At 67.7% G+C, this 16,626-nt stretch carries 14 protein-coding genes; 6 read left to right on the top strand and 8 right to left on the bottom strand.

The window, feature by feature from the left end; genetic code table 11:
• Nucleotides 1–19 precede the first annotated feature (19 nt).
• The 3 genes from OC372_RS02815 (at nt 20) to glpK (ending at nt 4,131) form a co-directional block, all read left to right on the top strand.
• Nucleotides 20–1,729, top strand: coding sequence for a glycerol-3-phosphate dehydrogenase/oxidase (locus OC372_RS02815; protein ID WP_105709858.1), 1,710 nt, complete (start codon nt 20–22; stop codon nt 1,727–1,729).
• A 93-nt stretch (nt 1,730–1,822) separates the two neighbouring features.
• A complete protein-coding gene (locus tag OC372_RS02810; RefSeq protein WP_029263515.1) occupies nt 1,823–2,578 on the top strand; it encodes an MIP/aquaporin family protein in 756 nt (251 codons plus the stop codon).
• A gap of 38 nt (nt 2,579–2,616) precedes the next feature.
• The gene (gene glpK / locus OC372_RS02805) at nt 2,617–4,131 is read left to right on the top strand and encodes a glycerol kinase GlpK (RefSeq protein WP_262000869.1); all 1,515 of its coding nucleotides are present in this window, start codon (nt 2,617–2,619) and stop codon (nt 4,129–4,131) included.
• Between the two features lie 7 nt (nt 4,132–4,138).
• On the opposite strand, the gene OC372_RS02800 is transcribed toward glpK, so the two are convergent.
• Complete coding sequence (locus OC372_RS02800) at nt 4,139–5,065, bottom strand: LysR family transcriptional regulator (protein WP_262000868.1); 927 nt, start codon at nt 5,063–5,065, stop codon at nt 4,139–4,141.
• A 78-nt stretch (nt 5,066–5,143) separates the two neighbouring features.
• Here OC372_RS02800 and OC372_RS02795 point away from each other — a divergent pair, with 78 nt between their 5' ends.
• Nucleotides 5,144–6,061, top strand: coding sequence for an EamA family transporter (locus tag OC372_RS02795; protein ID WP_105709854.1), 918 nt, complete (start codon nt 5,144–5,146; stop codon nt 6,059–6,061).
• Nucleotides 6,062–6,068: 7 nt separating this feature from the next.
• Here OC372_RS02795 and ffh read toward each other — a convergent pair whose 3' ends face one another.
• The 4 genes from ffh to OC372_RS02775 all read right to left on the bottom strand — a co-directional run bounded on the left by ffh (nt 6,069) and on the right by OC372_RS02775 (nt 9,433).
• Entirely contained in the window at nt 6,069–7,628 is a 1,560-nt protein-coding gene (ffh, locus tag OC372_RS02790; protein WP_029263519.1) for a signal recognition particle protein, read from the bottom strand.
• Between the two features lie 13 nt (nt 7,629–7,641).
• Nucleotides 7,642–8,148: an RNA polymerase sigma factor gene (locus OC372_RS02785; protein ID WP_051662443.1), complete on the bottom strand. Its 507-nt coding sequence runs from the start codon at nt 8,146–8,148 to the stop codon at nt 7,642–7,644.
• The gene (locus OC372_RS02780; RefSeq protein ID WP_105709853.1) at nt 8,145–8,780 is read right to left on the bottom strand and encodes a hypothetical protein; all 636 of its coding nucleotides are present in this window, start codon (nt 8,778–8,780) and stop codon (nt 8,145–8,147) included. The genes OC372_RS02785 and OC372_RS02780 overlap by 4 nt, the downstream gene beginning before the upstream one ends.
• Nucleotides 8,781–8,845: 65 nt before the next feature.
• Nucleotides 8,846–9,433: a TetR/AcrR family transcriptional regulator gene (locus tag OC372_RS02775; protein ID WP_262000867.1), complete on the bottom strand. Its 588-nt coding sequence runs from the start codon at nt 9,431–9,433 to the stop codon at nt 8,846–8,848.
• Between the two features lie 95 nt (nt 9,434–9,528).
• Between OC372_RS02775 and lipB the strand changes: the two genes are divergently transcribed.
• Together lipB and lipA are read left to right on the top strand one after the other, a co-directional pair.
• Nucleotides 9,529–10,182 carry a lipoyl(octanoyl) transferase LipB gene (lipB, locus tag OC372_RS02770; RefSeq protein WP_105709851.1) on the top strand — a complete coding sequence of 218 codons (654 nt, stop codon included), beginning with the start codon at nt 9,529–9,531 and terminating at the stop codon, nt 10,180–10,182.
• Nucleotides 10,179–11,168 (top strand): lipoyl synthase, encoded by a 990-nt coding sequence (gene lipA / locus OC372_RS02765; protein WP_105709850.1) that lies wholly within the window; start codon nt 10,179–10,181, stop codon nt 11,166–11,168. Before lipB ends, lipA begins: the two co-directional genes overlap by 4 nt.
• Before the next feature lie 36 nt (nt 11,169–11,204).
• Here the strand turns inward: lipA and OC372_RS02760 are convergent, their stop codons facing one another.
• The 3 genes from OC372_RS02760 to smc are packed head-to-tail and all read right to left on the bottom strand — an operon-like array spanning nt 11,205 to nt 16,222.
• Nucleotides 11,205–11,705: a DUF2004 domain-containing protein gene (locus tag OC372_RS02760; RefSeq protein ID WP_262000866.1), complete on the bottom strand. Its 501-nt coding sequence runs from the start codon at nt 11,703–11,705 to the stop codon at nt 11,205–11,207.
• A 44-nt stretch (nt 11,706–11,749) separates the two neighbouring features.
• A complete protein-coding gene (ftsY, locus tag OC372_RS02755) occupies nt 11,750–12,622 on the bottom strand; it encodes a signal recognition particle-docking protein FtsY (protein WP_262000865.1) in 873 nt (290 codons plus the stop codon).
• A 54-nt stretch (nt 12,623–12,676) separates the two neighbouring features.
• Nucleotides 12,677–16,222, bottom strand: coding sequence for a chromosome segregation protein SMC (gene smc, locus OC372_RS02750; RefSeq protein WP_262000864.1), 3,546 nt, complete (start codon nt 16,220–16,222; stop codon nt 12,677–12,679).
• Between the last annotated feature and the right edge of the window lie 404 nt (nt 16,223–16,626).

Here is a 16,626-nt window from a genome sequence, read left to right as displayed (position 1 = left end):
AAGGAAGAGAGGGTCGACGATGATCGATTCCACACACTCGTCAGCGGAGCGCGCGGAGGTTCGCGCCGTCCGCGAATCCGGACGCACGAGCGTCCTCGTCATCGGCGGCGGGATCAACGGGATCTCCACGTTCCGTGACTTGGCACTCCAGGGAGTCGACGTGCTGCTCGTCGAACGAGGAGACTTCGCCTCCGGCGCATCCTCCGCATCGAGCCACATGATCCACGGCGGCATCCGCTATCTCGAGAACGGCGAGTTCCGGCTCGTGCGCGAGTCCGTCGAGGAGCGCAACGGACTGCTCAAGATCGCCCCTCACTACGTGAAGCCACTGCAGACGACCATCCCGATCTACTCCACGTTCTCGGGTATCCTCTCCGCGCCTCTGAGGTTCCTGACGCACAAGAGCGGCAAGCCCCAGGAGCGCGGCGCGTTCCTGATCAAGGTCGGTCTGACGATCTACGACACGTTCTCGCGTGACGGCGGGATGGTGCCCCGACACCGCTTCCTCGGTCGGAAGAAGTCACTCGCAGAGCTGCCCTCGCTAGACCCGAACATCAAGTACACGGCGACCTACTACGACGCCTCGATGCACGACCCCGAGCGTCTCGCGCTCGATGTGCTCCAGGATGGTCGCGCAGCGCACCCCGAAGCGCATGCACTCAACTACGTCGAGGCGATCGCGCGCGAGGGCGATGAGGTCGTCCTCCGCGATCGCGAGAGCGGAACCGAATTCCGCGTGCACGCCGACGTGGTGGTGAACGCCTCCGGCCCCTGGACGGACCTCACGAACGACGCCCTCGGCGAGGACACCCGGTTCATGGGAGGCACCAAGGGTTCGCACATCGTGCTGGACCACCCGGAGCTTCTCGAGGCGACGCAGGGCCGGGAGATCTTCTTCGAACACTCCGACGGCCGCATCGTCCTCATCTACCCGCTCAAGGGACGAGTGCTCGTCGGCACCACCGACATCGACGCCGACCCGCGCGAGGTCCCGGTGTGCACGGAGGAAGAGGTCGACTACTTCTTCGAACTGATCCACCACGTCTTCCCGACGATTCCGGTCTCCCGCGATCAGATCGTCTACAAGTTCTCCGGTATCCGTCCGCTGCCGCGTCACGAGGACACCGCCCCCGGGTTCGTGTCACGCGACTACCGCATCGAAGTCGATGAGAAGGGTGCCGTCCCGCTCGTCAGCCTCGTCGGCGGCAAGTGGACCACGTTCCGCGCGCTCGGCGAGTCGCTCTCCGACACCGTGCTGAGCCTGATCGACCGCACCAGGACAGTCTCCACCGCCGGACGCGCGATCGGCGGCGGCCGCGAGTTCCCGCGCACTGAGAAGGCACGCCGGATCTGGATCCAGGAGAACCTCCCCGGCGCCGGGGCACGTGCCGACCAGCTGCTCGCGAGATACGGAACCCGCGCGGCGGACGTGTGGGCGTACGTCGAGCAGGGACCGGACTCCCCCCTTGCCGGCGGCGACCTCTCCACCCGCGAACTCGAGTGGATGGTGCACAACGAGATGGTGGCGCGCCTGGAGGACATCGTGCTCCGCCGCACGAGCATCGCCTTCACCGGCAACGCCGACGCCGAGGTGCTCGATGAGATCGCCGATGCGCTCGCACCGATGCTCGGCTGGGACCGCTCGCGCCACGACGCCGAGCTCGACCAGACGCGCCAGCTGCTGAACGATCGACACGGACTCGATATCCGATCCCGCACCCGCGGCTGATCGGACTTCGAACTGCCGCCCTCCTCGCGGCGCAACCCCTCATAACGTGTCGGGGCAGAGGGGCCCCGACACACAAGAAAGGTCAAAGAAGACATGGCTGATGTGAATCTCGGTCTCTACTTCCTCTCGGAGTTGGTCGGCACAGCGATGCTGGTCCTCCTCGGTTGTGGTGTGGTCGCCAACGTAGCCCTTGCGAAGAACAAGGGCTTCGGCGGAGGCTTCCTGATGGTCAACTGGGGATGGGGCCTCGCGGTCTTCGCCGGTGTGCTCGTCTCCGCGTACTCCGGTGCGATCCTCAACCCTGCAGTCGGTATCGGCCTCATGGTCGCCGGCAAGATCAGCGTCGTGATGTTCCTCACCGCCACGGCGGCCGAACTCGTCGGAGCCATCCTCGGTGCGATCGTCGTCTGGCTCGCCTACAAGCAGCACTTCGACGAGGAGCCGGAGGCTGCCAACAAGCTCGGCGTCTTCTCCACCGGCCCCGCCATCCGTTCCTACGGCTGGAACCTCGTGACGGAGATCATCGGCACCTTCGTGCTCGTGTTCGGCATCTTCGCGTTCGCCGACTACGGCGACATCGAGGTCGGCGTTCCCGGGGGCCTCGGCCCGCTCACCGCGCTTCCGGTGGCTCTGCTCGTGGTCGGCATCGGCGCCTCTCTCGGTGGCCCGACCGGCTACGCGATCAACCCCGCCCGTGACCTCGGTCCGCGCATCGCTCACGCGATCCTGCCGATCAAGGGCAAGGGCGCCAGCGACTGGTCCTACTCGTGGGTCCCCGTCGTCGGCCCCCTCATCGGTGGTGTGATCGCCGCCCTTGCTGCACCCGTGCTGCTCGGCCTCGCCGCCTGACGCACACCCCATCGCACTGAATTCAAAGGAGAGCACAAGTGGCTGACTACATCATCGCCATCGACCAGGGAACGACGTCGAGTCGCGCGATCATCTTCGACAAGAAGGGCAGCATCGTCGCGACCGGCCAGAAGGAGCACGAACAGATCCTTCCGAAGGCCGGTTGGGTCGAGCACGACGCGGCCGAGATCTGGCGCAACGTGCAGGAGGTCATCGGGCTGGCCCTCGGCCGGGCCGATCTGACGCGTCACGACATCGCAGCCGTCGGCATCACGAACCAGCGCGAGACCGCTGTCGTGTGGGACAAGAAGACCGGAAAGCCTGCCTACAACGCGATCGTCTGGCAGGACACACGCACGCAGGACATCGTCGACCGCCTGGCAGCTGACGGCGGAGTCGAGCGGTTCAAGCCGGTCGTCGGCCTGCCGCTGGCGACGTACTTCTCCGGCACCAAGATCGCCTGGATCCTCGAGAACGTCGAGGGCGCGCGTGAGAAGGCGGAGGCAGGCGACTTGATCTTCGGCACCACCGACAGTTGGGTTCTCTGGAACCTGACGGGTGGAGTCGACGGCGGAGTGCACGTCACGGACGTCACCAACGCCTCCCGCACGATGTTCATGGACCTCGAGACGCTCGAGTGGCGCGACGACATCCTCGAGGCGTTCGGCGTGCCGCGCTCGATGATGCCGGAGATCCGCTCCTCCTCCGAGGTGTACGGCACCGCCGAGAGCTCGTCGCTCCTGCGCGAGACGCCGATCGCCGGCATCCTGGGCGACCAGCAGGCCGCGACGTTCGGACAGGCCGCCTTCCAGACAGGCGAGAGCAAGAACACCTATGGCACGGGCTGCTTCCTGATCTTCAACACGGGCGAGGAGATCGTCCACTCGAAGAACGGGCTGCTGACCACTGTCGGGTACAAGCTCGGCGACGGACCGGCCCACTACGCGCTGGAGGGTTCCATCGCTGTCACGGGATCGCTCATCCAGTGGCTGCGCGACCAGCTCGGCATCATCTCCTCGGCCCCCGAGGTCGAGAAGCTGGCCGAGCAGGTCGAGGACAACGGCGGCGTGTACATCGTCCCGGCGTTCTCGGGTCTGTTCGCGCCGTACTGGCGCTCGGACGCCCGTGGCGCGATCGTGGGCCTCACCCGCTACGCCAACAAGAACCACATCGCGCGCGCTGCGCTGGAGGCCGTGGCCTTCCAGACTCGCGACGTGCTCGATGCGGTCAACGCCGACGCCGGAGTGGACCTGACCGAGCTCAAGGTCGATGGCGGCATGGTCGCCAACGATGCGCTCATGCAGTTCCAGGCCGACGTGCTCGGCGTGCCGGTGGTGCGCCCGGTCGTCGCAGAGACGACGGCACTCGGCGCAGCGTACGCAGCCGGCCTCGCCGTCGGATTCTGGAACGGCTTGGATGACCTGTCCGCGAACTGGCAGGAAGACAAGCGCTGGGAGCCCTCCATGGAGGACGCGGAGCGCGACCGTCAGCTGCGCCTGTGGCGCAAGGCCGTCACCAAGTCGATGGACTGGGTCGACGACGACGTGAAGTGACCTGACGTCACAGGAAAGCGGGTCCGGAGTGCTCCTCCGGGCCCGCTTTCGCGTTCCCGGGAACGACGTCGTCAATGACGGCGAGGAAGGCCTTCGCCACATTCCGTGGTGCCGCGAGGTCCCACGCCAGGTGCTCCACGCGTACGGGACCGTCGCGGACCTCGGCGGTCGCGACATCTGCCGCAGATCGTTCGATCGTCCCCGGTGCGAGCAGAGTCACCGCCAGCCCGGCGGCGACCAGACCGAGGAGGAGGGTGGCGGAGTCCGCCTCGAAGGCGACATCCCGCGACAGTTCCGCGGATGCGAAGGCGGCATCGCTCTGCGCGCGCCCCGAGGTGCCCGCCGGGAAGTCGGCGAACGTCGCACCGGCGAGGTCGTGCAATGTCACCACACCGGTCTCGGACAGCTCGTGCCCACGAGGGAGCGCCGCCATCAGCCGGTCCCGCGACAGGACGCGCGAAGCCACACCCAGCGGCTGCGTCCCTTCGCGGAGACCGAGAAGGGCGACATCGAGGTCGCCGCGACGCAGGCGCGTCATCAGCACGTCGCTGTTCCCCACCTGCAGCTCGACTCGCGCGAGCGGATGCGCGGCCCGGTACGCGACCAGCACCTCCGGGATGTCGACGGCGGTCACCGTCGGGATGACGCCGATCCGGAGCGTGCCGGTCACCACGCCCACCGCTGCGGCTACGCTCTCCCGCGCCTGCTCTGCCGCCCGGAGCGCCGTCCGCGCGTGCTCCAGGAACGCCTCCCCCGCCTCGCTCAGGCGAACGCTGCGACTCGATCTCACGAACAGTCGCTGACCGAGCTCACGCTCGAGAGCGGCGATCTGATGACTCAACGCGGACTGCGTGACGAAGCACCGTTCGGCCGCACGAGTGAAGCTGGAGGCCGCGGCCACCTCGACAACATACCGGAGCTGTTGGAGTTCCATCCGTCGATGATTTCACCTCATGGGTGGCGTGACAAGCATGCGTTGGACTCATATGGTCGCGGGGGGCACGCTGGAGATATGAACCGCCTGACGCTCGTGCTGTTGACCGCACTCGCCCCCATCGCCTGGGGGACCACATACCTCGTCACCACGGAGCTGCTTCCGCCGGGTCATCCGCTCTTCGCCGGCCTGCTCCGCGCCCTCCCGGCCGGGCTGCTGGCCGTGCTCATCAGCCGACGACTGCCCCACGGGTCGTGGTGGTGGAAGTCCTTCGTGCTCGGCGCACTCAACATCGGCGCCTTCTTCCCCCTCCTGTTCCTGGCGGCCGAGCGGCTTCCCGGCGGAGTCGCCGCTGCTGTTGCGGGAGCTCAACCGCTCATCGTGCTGATGCTCGGCGCCCTCGTCCTGCAGGAGAGGATCAGACCCCTCACCGCAGCGGCGGCAGTCATCGGAGCCGGCGGCGTGGCGCTCGTCGTCCTGGGGCCGGCCGCGGAACTCGACTTCTGGGGCGTGCTGGCCGCGATCGGAGGCGTCACCGCCACCGGAGCAGGGATGATCCTCACCAAGCGCTGGGGGCGACCTGAGGGGGTCGGCCCGATCGCGTACGCCGGATGGCAGCTGTCGGCTGGCGGATTGCTGCTGCTCCCGCTCACACTCGCGGTCGAGGGCGTGCCCGCCGCGATCGACGGTGGAGCCGCGCTCGGCTATCTCTGGCTCGGCACCGCCGGCGGGATCGTCGCGTACACCCTGTGGTTCCGCGGCGTCCAGCAACTCCCGGTGATCGCGCCGGGCCTACTCGCACTGCTCTCCCCCATCGTCGCGACGATCCTGGGGGTGCTGGTCGCGGGCGAGCGGTTCACCGGTGTCCAAGCGATCGGCCTCGTCTTGACGATCGGCGCGCTCGTCCTGGGACAGATCGTCGCCCGGCGGCCAACCGCAGACATCGGGAGATCACGGGAGACCTCATCCGCCGCCGCCCTGGCCGCTCCGCGCTGAGCGCGGTTCAGCCCTTGCCGAACAGCTTCTGGATCTCGGCGAGGTCGGCCTCACTCGGCGCTTGGCCTGCAGCACCACCGAGGCCGAAGCCCGAACCGGTCGGCGTCGAGGTCGCGGTGATTCCGGCGTTCTCCGCCGCGCGCTTGGCGGGGTTCCCCGAGCGGGATCCCTTCGACGACTTGCCCTTCTTGCCCCGCTTCGACGACGCGCCGGGGCGCCCCATTCCGGGGACCGCACCCATACCGGGAATGTTCGGCGTGCCGCCGCGGGCCACGGTCTTCATCATCTTCGCGGCCTGCTCGAAGCGCTGCACCAGCTGATTCACGTCCGTGACGGTCATGCCGGAACCACGCGCGATGCGCAGACGACGCGAGCCGTTGAGCACCTTGGGGTTGCGACGCTCCCCCGGGGTCATCGAGCGGATGATGGCCTCGGTGCGGTCGATCTCACGCTCGTCGAAGTCTTCGAGCTGCTGCTTCATCTGACCCATGCCCGGGAGCATCCCGAGCATCTTCTTCATCGAACCCATCTTCTTCATCTGCTGAAGCTGGTCGAGGAAGTCCTCGAGGGTGAAGGCCTCGGTCGCGAGCTTCTCGGCCATCTTCATGGCCTCTTCCTCATCGAAGGCCTGCTGGGCCTGCTCGATGAGGGTCAGGATGTCGCCGAGGTCGAGGATGCGGCTCGCCATGCGGTCGGGGTGGAACGGCTCGAGGTCTTCGAGACGCTCTCCTGTGGAGGCGAAGATGATCGGACGACCGGTGACCGAGGCCACCGACAGCGCCGCCCCACCGCGGGCGTCGCCGTCGAGCTTGGACAGGACGACGCCGGTGAAGTCGACACCCTCCTGGAACGCCTTCGCCGTGTTGACGGCATCCTGACCGATCATGGCGTCGATGACGAACAGGACCTCATCGGGGTCGACGGCCTTGCGGATGTCGGCGGCCTGCTTCATGAGCTCGGCATCGACGCCGAGACGACCCGCGGTGTCGATGATCACGACGTCGTGCTGCTGACGACGCGCGTACTCGACGCCCTCGCGCGAGACCTTCACGGGATCGCCGACGCCGTTGCCGGGCTCGGGCGCGTAGACCGCGGCTCCCGCCTGTTCGGCCACCACCTGCAGCTGGTTGACGGCGTTCGGTCGCTGGAGGTCGGCGGCAACCAGGAGAGGGGTGTGCCCCTCCCCCTCGAGCTGCTTCGCGAGCTTGCCCGCGAAGGTCGTCTTACCGGAACCCTGCAGTCCCGCGAGCATGATGACGGTCGGTGCGGTCTTCGCGAACTGCAGACGCCGCTGTTCGCCGCCGAGGATCTGCACGAGTTCCTCGTTGACGATCTGGACGACCTGCTGTGCGGGGTTCAGCGCCTTGTTGACCTCGTCGCCGAGGGCGCGTTCGCGTACTTTTGCGGTGAACTCCTTGACGACGACGAGTGCGACGTCGGCGTCGAGCAGTGCGCGGCGGATCTCGCGCACGGTGCCGTCGACGTCGGCAGCAGTGAGCTTTCCCTTCGTGCGCAGATTGCGGAAGGTCTCGGTGAGTCGATCGGAGAGCGTGCCAAAGGTAGCCATGGTGCTGTCGATTCTACGCGAGTGGAGCCTCCACGCTCAGCGCGGCGCGGAGCTCGACCTTCGCCCTCTGGTAGCGCCCCCGCGCCGTGGAGGCAGGAATGCCCAGCAGCTCCGCCGCATCCGTCAGCGAGAAGCCGTCCCAGTGCACCAGACGGACGAGTTCGGACAGGTCGGGGCCCAACCGTGCGATGGCGTCGCGGACCTCGCTGCCGGTATCGGCCGGTGCCGTGGAGAGCTCCTCCGCGGCGTGAGAGCGGATGCGGTCGGCCAGTGCCCACCGCCGCCGCTCCCCTCGCGCATGGTTGAGCAGCGTTCCACGCGCGACGCCGAAGAGCCACATGCGTGCGCGCTCCGGGTCGGTCGGAAGCTGACGAACCCGTCGCCACGCGACGACCATGGTCTCCCCCAGGAGATCTGCGGCGTCGTCGGGGCCGACTCGGCGAGACAGGTAGGCGAGCAGGTCCGAAGCACTCGCCTCGAAGACCACGATGAGCGCCGCATCCTCCGGGTGCCGGCTCACGGAGTGCCACCCTCGCCGCCCCAGTCCTCGTCCTCGCAGTGCAGCTGGCTGTGCGCGTCCGAGCCCGCCAGGTCGCCGCGTCCGGTGTCGAAGCCGTTGGCCTTCAGCTCCTCGTACAGCGCCATGGAGAGGGCCTGATCGTGCGCTCGCCACGCGTTCAGGTCAGGCTGCCGCGGATCCGTGGCTGTCTCCTCCGACGCAGCCAGATCAGCCTCGACGGCAGCGAGCTGCTCCGCCACATACGGTTCTGCGGCCACTTCGACATCCGTGTTCGCGAACCACTCGTCGATGATCCGATCGACCTGTCCCTGCGTCAGCGGGTCGTGCGTATCCCAGCCGCTGTAACGGATCTCACACTCACCCCAGGTGGGCGACGTGTAGGAGTAGCTGCGGTCGGGGTTCTCCAGCCCCGGGACCCAGAGCCAATCCGACGACGCGGTCGCGATGCCGGCACCGCCGGCGAGAAGAAGCCCCAGCGCTCCGCTCAGCACCACGGTGCGACGCTTCTTCCGTGGCGGCTGCACGACGGTCTTCGCCGCGGCGAGCATCGCGCGCAGTTCCGCCGACTCGATCGTCACGCGCGGCGGCGGTGCCGACGCGTCCAGCAGTTCGTCCAACTGGTCTCGAATCATGAGTTCCTCCTCAGGGGTGGGTTCACTCATGACCTGTCCGGTTCACCACGTTTCGTCCGCGGCGATCATTCTTTCCAGGGGAGGTCGTTGATCACGCCGAGCGCCTCGTGCAACACGGCCTCCGGCGTTCCTCGCCCCGCCCCCTGCTCAGCCCAGACGCGCAGCGCCGAGAGCACGGCAGCGGCGTAGGCTGCTCCGACGATGTCGGCACGGATGACGTCGATACCGGCACTCCGCGCCGCGACAGCAACAGCATCGGAAAGCCGTGCCAGACGGAGGCCCGTGTCCCTCACGAGCTCATCCTGCAATCCCATCGCCGCGGCGTTGCGGAGCGCGAGGGCGAGCGGATCCGGCTCGAAACCGTGCACGACGAGGAGCAGGATCCGGCGCACCGCATCTCCGGATGCCCCGCTCCCTAGCCCGCCGAGTGACCGGATCGCTTCGCCGATGCGCTCGTCCATGCCCGACCACAGCACGTCGCTCTTCGATGTGAAGTAGTTGAAGAAGCTCGATCTGCTCACGCCGGCTCGCTGGGTGATGTCCGCCACCGACGTCGCGTCGTACCCACGCTCCAGGAAGAGCTCGCAGGCCGCCTCCGCGAGAGTCTCTCGCGAAGACGCCTTCGGGCGCCCTGCTCGGCCGGTGGAACTCATGCCCTCACGCTACCGCGACGCGAAGCGCCGGCACCCGGCAACCACAGGAGGAGTATTGTTGCCCTCAGTCCAATTAACCAGAGAAGGAGAGCGTGATGCTCGAGATCCTCACTCCGGGGTTCGCTCCGACGCCTGTGCCGTACATCGAAGGGTGGGAGTTGCAGAGACGTGTCCATGCCGACGTGGTCGCGGGCCTCCGCCCGGACACGCTGATCCTCCTCGAACACGAGGCCGTCTACACGGCGGGGAAGCGCACCGAGCCGCACGAGCGTCCGCAAGACGGCACCCCGGTGATCGATGTCGACCGCGGGGGCAAGATCACCTGGCACGGCCCGGGGCAGCTGGTGGGGTATCCGATCGTGCGGCTGATCGAGCCCATCGACGTCGTCGCGCATGTGCGTCGTCTGGAGCGCCTCCTCATCGAAGTCCTGAAACCGTTCGGGATCGACGGCTATCAGGTCGACGGTCGAAGCGGAGTGTGGGTGCGACGCCCGCTCTCCGAGGACAAGGTCGCTGCGATCGGCGTGCGGGTGCAGCAGGGGGTGACGATGCACGGCTTCGCGATCAACTGCGACAACACGCTCGCCGGATTCCGCGACATCGTCCCGTGCGGCATCACAGACGCCGGCGTCACGACCGCGAGCGAGGTCGTCGGCGCCGCCGTCTCCCCGCTCGATCTCGTCGAAGCGGTGACCCAGGCCTTCGTCACCGAATACGGTCGCACCGAACTGACAGGAGTCCCCGCATGACCGCCGCCCCCGATGGCCGCAAGCTCCTCCGTCTCGAGATCCGGAACGCGGAGACGCCGATCGAGCGCAAGCCGGAGTGGATCAAGACCAAGGCGAAGATGGGCCCGGAGTACACGGCACTCCATTCCCTCGTCAAGAGCGAGGACCTGCACACGGTGTGCCAGGAGGCGGGCTGTCCGAACATCTACGAGTGCTGGGAGGATCGCGAGGCGACGTTCCTCATCGGCGGCTCTCAATGCACCCGTCGATGCGACTTCTGCCAGATCGACACGGGCAAGCCGGATGCCTACGACACCGACGAGCCTCGCCGCGTCGCCGAGAGCGTGGCACGGATGAACCTGCGCTACGCCACGGTGACGAGCGTCGCCCGCGACGATCTGCCGGACACCGGAGCGTGGCTCAACGCGGAGACCGTGCGGAAGATCCACGAACTCAACCCGAACACCGGGGTCGAGCTGCTCGCGAACGAACACAACGCCGACCCCGCTTTCCTGGGACAGATCTTCGACGCCCGCCCGGAGGTGTTCGCCCACAACGTGGAGACGGTGCCCCGCATCTTCAAGCGCATCCGTCCCGCGTTCCGCTATGAGCGCTCGCTGAACGTCCTCACCCAGGCACGCGATGCGGGACTGATCACGAAGTCGAACCTGATCCTCGGCATGGGCGAGGAGCCGGAAGAGGTCGTGCAAGCCCTGAACGACCTGCACGAGGCCGGCTGCGACATCATCACGATCACGCAGTACCTCCGGCCCACGCCCCGTCACCTGCCGGTCGCGCGATGGGTGAAGCCGGCGGAATTCGTCGAGTTCAAGGAAGAGGCCGAGCGGATCGGCTTCCTGGGCGTGCTCGCAGGTCCCCTGGTGCGGTCATCGTACCGTGCGGGACGACTGTGGGCGCAGTCAATGGTGTCCAAGGGACGCGATATCCCCGACCACCTGTCGCACATCGCCGAGAGCGCCGACCTCGGTTTCGCGCAGGCCGTCTGAACGACCGCCGCCCCGGGTATATGCCCGGGCGGTGGTTCAGTCGGCGCTCATCACCGACTGCACTGTGCCGTCCGAGCCGAGATTCACGAGCAGGACGTCGTCGGATGAGCTGTCATCCAGGGCGTACTCGAGGACGGCGAAGGGCTCCGAGCCTCCGTGCTCGTCGGCGAGGATGGTCATGCTCATGAGGCGCAGCGAGCGGATGATGTCCACGGCCGCGTCCCCTGACACGTCCACGAGGACCTCCGGGAGATCGTCGCCGTACGCCTCCTGCTGCTGGAGGATGTACTCGGTCACCTCGCTGGTACGGTCATCCACCTCGGAGAGCATCCCGCGCCGCGCGGTGTCGTCGACGTTCTCGAGTCCGGCGATGAGACCCGCGGCGATGTCCAGCGCGTCCGCGGACACATCGTCCTGGTCCGGAGCGGTCAGATCGACGGTGACGCTCTGGTCTCCAAGTTCGACGGTCTCCGACCAGAAGATCGAGCCGTCGGGGCCCGAGGACAGGAGTCCGAAGTAGTCGTGTTCGATCGCCATAACGCTATGAAACCAGCCTCGTGCTCACTGCGGTAGTCCCGTCATCAACCGACCAATGACTGGACGAACACATGGGGGGTGAATCCGGTGAGATCGTCGATCCCCTCGCCCTGTCCGAGCAGCTTCACGGGGATACCCGTGCGCTCCTGCACCGCAAGCACGAACCCGCCCTTCGCGGATCCGTCGAGCTTGGTCAGGACGAGGCCCGTGACGCCCGCGTGCTCCAGGAACGCCTCGGCCTGCATCACGCCGTTCTGGCCCGTCGTGGCGTCGAGGACCAGCAGCACCTCGCTGATGGGAGCCTGTTTCTCGATGACGCGTCTCACTTTGGAGAGCTCGTCCATGAGCCCGCCCTTGGTGTGCAGGCGGCCGGCGGTGTCGATGATCGCGATCTCGATCCCTTCCCGCTTGGCGTACTCGACCGTCTGGAAGGCAACGGAAGCGGGGTCCTGGCCCTCCTGCTGCGGACGGACGATCGCCGCTCCCCCGCGCTGCGCCCACGTGGCGAGCTGCTCGACGGCCGCAGCACGGAACGTGTCGGCTGCACCGACGACGACACTGCGCTGATAGCCGCGGAGGAACTTGGTGAACTTGCCGATGGTCGTCGTCTTGCCGACGCCGTTGACGCCGACGACCAGCACGACCGCCGGACGCTCGGTGAGCTTGAGTGTCGTGTCGAACTTCGCGAAGTGCTCTTCGAGGGTCTCGCGCAGCATGCGCTGGAGGTCCCGAGGATCGGTCGTGCGGTACTTGTCGACCTTGGCACGCAGCTCCTCGACGACGCGTTCGCTGATGTCAGGCCCGAAGTCGGCCGTGATCAGCGCCGTCTCGAGGTCCTCCCACGTCGTCTCGTCGATGGTGGGCTTGACGAACATGCCGCGCAGTGCGCGACCGAGAGACCAGGACTTCTCCGCCATCCCTCCAGCCTACGGGTAGCGCGGGCCGGACCACGCCTTCCCGAGCAGAGCAGGTCAGACCGCGGCTGCGGCCCGGTCTCCCACGCGCTGACCGACGACCGCGGACACACCGTCCTGGCGCATCGAGACTCCGTAAAGGGCGTCGGCGATCTCCATCGTGCGCTTCTGGTGCGTGATGATCAACAGCTGGGAGCTCTCTCGCAGCTGCTCGAACACCGTGAGCAGGCGCCCCAGGTTCGCATCATCGAGCGCCGCCTCGACCTCGTCGAGAATGTAGAACGGGCTCGGCCGCGCCTTGAAGATCGCCACGAGCAGGGCGACCGCGGCCAGCGAACGCTCACCGCCGGAGAGCAGCGAGAGTCGCTCGATCTTCTTCCCGACCGGACGCACCGACACCTCGATGCCGGTGGTCAGCATGTTCTCCGGGTCGGTGAGGGAGATGCTCCCCGTGCCACCGGGAAACAGCAGCGGGAAGACCTGACCGAACGCCTCCTTCGTGTCCTCGAAGGCGCTCGCGAAGATGGTCTGCATGCGCTCGTCGAGGTCGGCGATGATCGTCAGGAGGTCCTGACGCGTCTGCGTGAGATCGGCCAGCTGCTCGGTGAGGAAGGCATGGCGCTGCTCCAGCGCGGCGAACTCCTCGAGCGCCAGCGGATTGACGCGTCCGAGCTGCGCAAGCTTCCGCTCGGCATCGGCCAGACGGCGTTGCTGGATGCGGCGGTCGAAGGGGATCGCCGTGTCATCGAGCAGCTCGTCTGCGGGGTGCTCGACTCCCGGGTCGCGCGGTACGAGCTGATCAGGGCCATATTCCGCGACGAGAATATCTTCGTCGAGGGCCAGCTCAGAGGAGACCCGCTCGAGCAGGCTGTTGAGATGGAGTTTCTTCTCGTGGATCTGCAGCTCGAGACCGTGCACGCTCTCGGTCAGACCCGCAAGGCGCTCTCGCAGCGACGTCTCCTGGGCGCGGAGCCCGACGAGCTCCTCGTTCTGCGCCGAACGCGCGGCCTCCGCCTCGGCCAGGGCCAGGCGCGCCTCGGTGACCGAGCGGTCGAGGGAGTCGAGGATCCGCGGCAGCTCCTCCGCGACGCCCGAAGCCGCTTCGCGCTGGGCACGACGGATCACCGCACGCCGCGCCGCTTCGGCCGCGGCATCGCGCTCCTGCTCGCGCTGCCGCTCGAGACTCGTGACCCGCGCCTGGGCCGCGCGCACGCGTTCCCGCAGCGTCTCGATCTCCAGCCGCGCTCGCACCTCGCCCTCACGGGCCAGCTCGAGCGTCTCGAGCAGCCCGTCTCGCGCAGAGGCGTCGAGGACCGGACGCGGAGCCGCGATCGCCTCGTCCAGCGCAGTTTTGGCGGCTTCCGCTTTCGCCTCCGCATCGGACACGGCGGCCTGCGCTTGGGCCAGGCCGGTTTCTAGTCGCTCGCATTCGGCCACCGCGGATTCGTGGCGGACGGTGACCCGGTTCACCTGCTCGGCGTGGGTGGCGAGGGCTGCATCATGCTCGCGCAGTGCACGGAGTGCGTCCTTCGCCTGGCGTCTGGTCGTCTCGACTGCTTCGTTCGCGTCCTCCCGCGCCTCGCGGAGCGAGTCCACCACGATCTGAATCTCCGCCAGTCGCTCGGCGGCGGCATCCCGCTCCGCCGCGAGCTCCAGTCGCGATCGTTCGCCACCGGACCCGGTGCGTAGCGTCTGGGCGGTGATCACGTCGCCCCCGACGGTCACGATCGTCGTCGAAGTGTCCCCGGCTCCGTCGAGCGCCGTGCGCGCGACACGGGCGGCGCCCAGATCGTCTGCGATCAGAACGTGCGACAGGATGCCCAGCACACCGTCGGGTGCCGTCACAGTCTCGACCGCGGGTGTGACGCCCTCGATCGGGGCGGCGACGGGCTCTGGACGAAGCGCGTCGGCGACGACGAAGTCGACGACTCCCCTGCGGTTCTCGGCAGCTTCTGCCGCCTGGGCGAAAGCGTCGGCCGCAGTGTCGATGAGAACGCCTTCTGTGAGCGGACCGAGGACCGCGGCGATCGCCGCTTCGAAGCCGGCACGGACCTGCACGGCGTCTCCGACGAGTCCGCGAATGCCCTTTCCGCCGGCTTTGACGATCTCGGCGGCGCCGCCCGACAGGGCCAGAGCACTACTCAGGGCCGCGGCCTTCGCGGTCAGGGAGTCGACCTCACGCTCGGCCGCATGCAGTCGCTCACGCAGAGTCTCCCGCTCCGCCTCCGCGGCTGTCGCCGCCCGCTGCGCGCTCTCGTATGCGGCCGCATGTTCGACGGCGGTGCCCTCGGGCGCTTCGGCATCGTCGATCGCCTCGAGCGCCTCGGCAGCCTCCCGCCTGCGCGTGTTCGCCGCCTCGAGCGCGTTCTCCTGACGAAGCACCGCGCCTCGCACGGCGGCGAGAGCCGAGGCCGCAGCGTCAGCGGTACCGCGCAGCGCCGAGAGGCGCATGTCGTATTCCGACACCAGCGCACTCTGCTCGGCGATGTCCACATCGAGCGTGTCGAGCTCAGCCCTGGCGTGCACGACGTCACGGCTCGCCGACGCCGCCGCATCCTGCGCGTCGCCGAGACCGGCCGAGATCACGTCGATCTCGTCCTTCGCCTCATCGATAGTGGCCTGGGTCACGGTGACAGCGGTGACGGCAGCGTCGTCGTCTTCGGATCCGAGCAGCGCCAGGCGTTGGTTCGCGAGCGTGTAGAGACCGCGCATCCGCTCCTGCACCTGCTCCAGACCGAAGGCCACGCTCCGGGCCTGATCGACGGCGACCGAGTTCTGATCCTGTTCGAGCCGGGCGATACTCGCTCGCACCGTTTCGGCCTGGTCCGACAGGACCAGCCGCTCGGTGTGGCGTTCGTGCTCGGTACGGGTGTGGTCGGCGAGAGCCGTACGCAACGCGACGACGTCGTCCGCGAAGATCCGGGCCTTCGCATCACGCACGACGGCAGCGATCGTCTGCGCCTCGCGCGCGATCTCCGCCTGGCGCCCGAGCGGCTTGAGCTGACGGCGAATCTCCCCCGCCAGGTCGCTGAGACGGGTGAGGTTCGCCTCCATCGCATCGAGCTTGCGGAGGGTCTTCTCCTTGCGGCGGCGATGCTTGAGGATTCCCGCCGCCTCTTCGATGAAGCCCCGCCGGTCCTCGGGAGAAGCCTGCAGTACCGTGTCGAGGCGCCCCTGCCCGACGATCACGTGCATTTCGCGGCCCAGTCCGGAGTCGCTGAGAAGCTCCTGCACATCGAGGAGCCGGCATCCTTCGCCGTTGATCGCGTACTCGCTCGACCCGTTGCGGAACAGCGTGCGGCTGATCGTGACCTCGGCGAACTCGATCGGGAGGGCACCGTCGGCGTTGTCGATCGTGAGCTGCACCTCAGCGCGCCCGAGCGGGCCCCGCGTCGAGGTGCCCGCGAAGATGACGTCCTCCATCTTCCCGCCGCGGAGCGTCTTCGCGCCCTGCTCCCCCATCACCCAGGCAAGGGCGTCGACGACGTTCGACTTGCCCGACCCGTTGGGGCCGACGATGCAGGTCACGCCGGGCTCGAAGACGAAGCTCGTCGGCTGCGCGAACGACTTGAACCCTTTGAGCGTCAGGCTCTTCAGATGCATGCGGGCACCGCTCGTCCGGGGAGAATCACGCCGCTACGCTACCGGAATCACGGGCTTCAGCCGTCATCCCGCGCGGGCGTTCGTCGAACCGATACCGCTCGACGACACGCCGTAAGATACGGAAACGCTTGACGCTGCCCGCTCGTGTTCGCTACCGTTTCCTCCGGATCGCCACACGAAAGGAGGTTACCGATGATGATGATTCAGCTCAACGCACAGGCCACTGGCCATGCCGCGCCCGCGCCCGCGCACTCTGCGCTGCGCCCTGCGTTCTCGGTGACCGCCGGCGTCCGCATCAGCGCGCTCTCGTAGCAGCGCACCCCGAGAATCACGGCCCGTAGTGGGCCTCCTCTCTCCGGTCGGTGCATCCGCGCCCCACCCTCTGTTCCGCAACCGGAACATGG

Source organism: Microbacterium sp. Mcb102, from assembly GCF_024519805.1.
Taxonomy (GTDB): domain Bacteria; phylum Actinomycetota; class Actinomycetes; order Actinomycetales; family Microbacteriaceae; genus Microbacterium.
The sequence above is the reverse complement of the archived record's forward strand: the minus strand, read 5'-3'. Positions and strand labels throughout refer to the sequence as shown.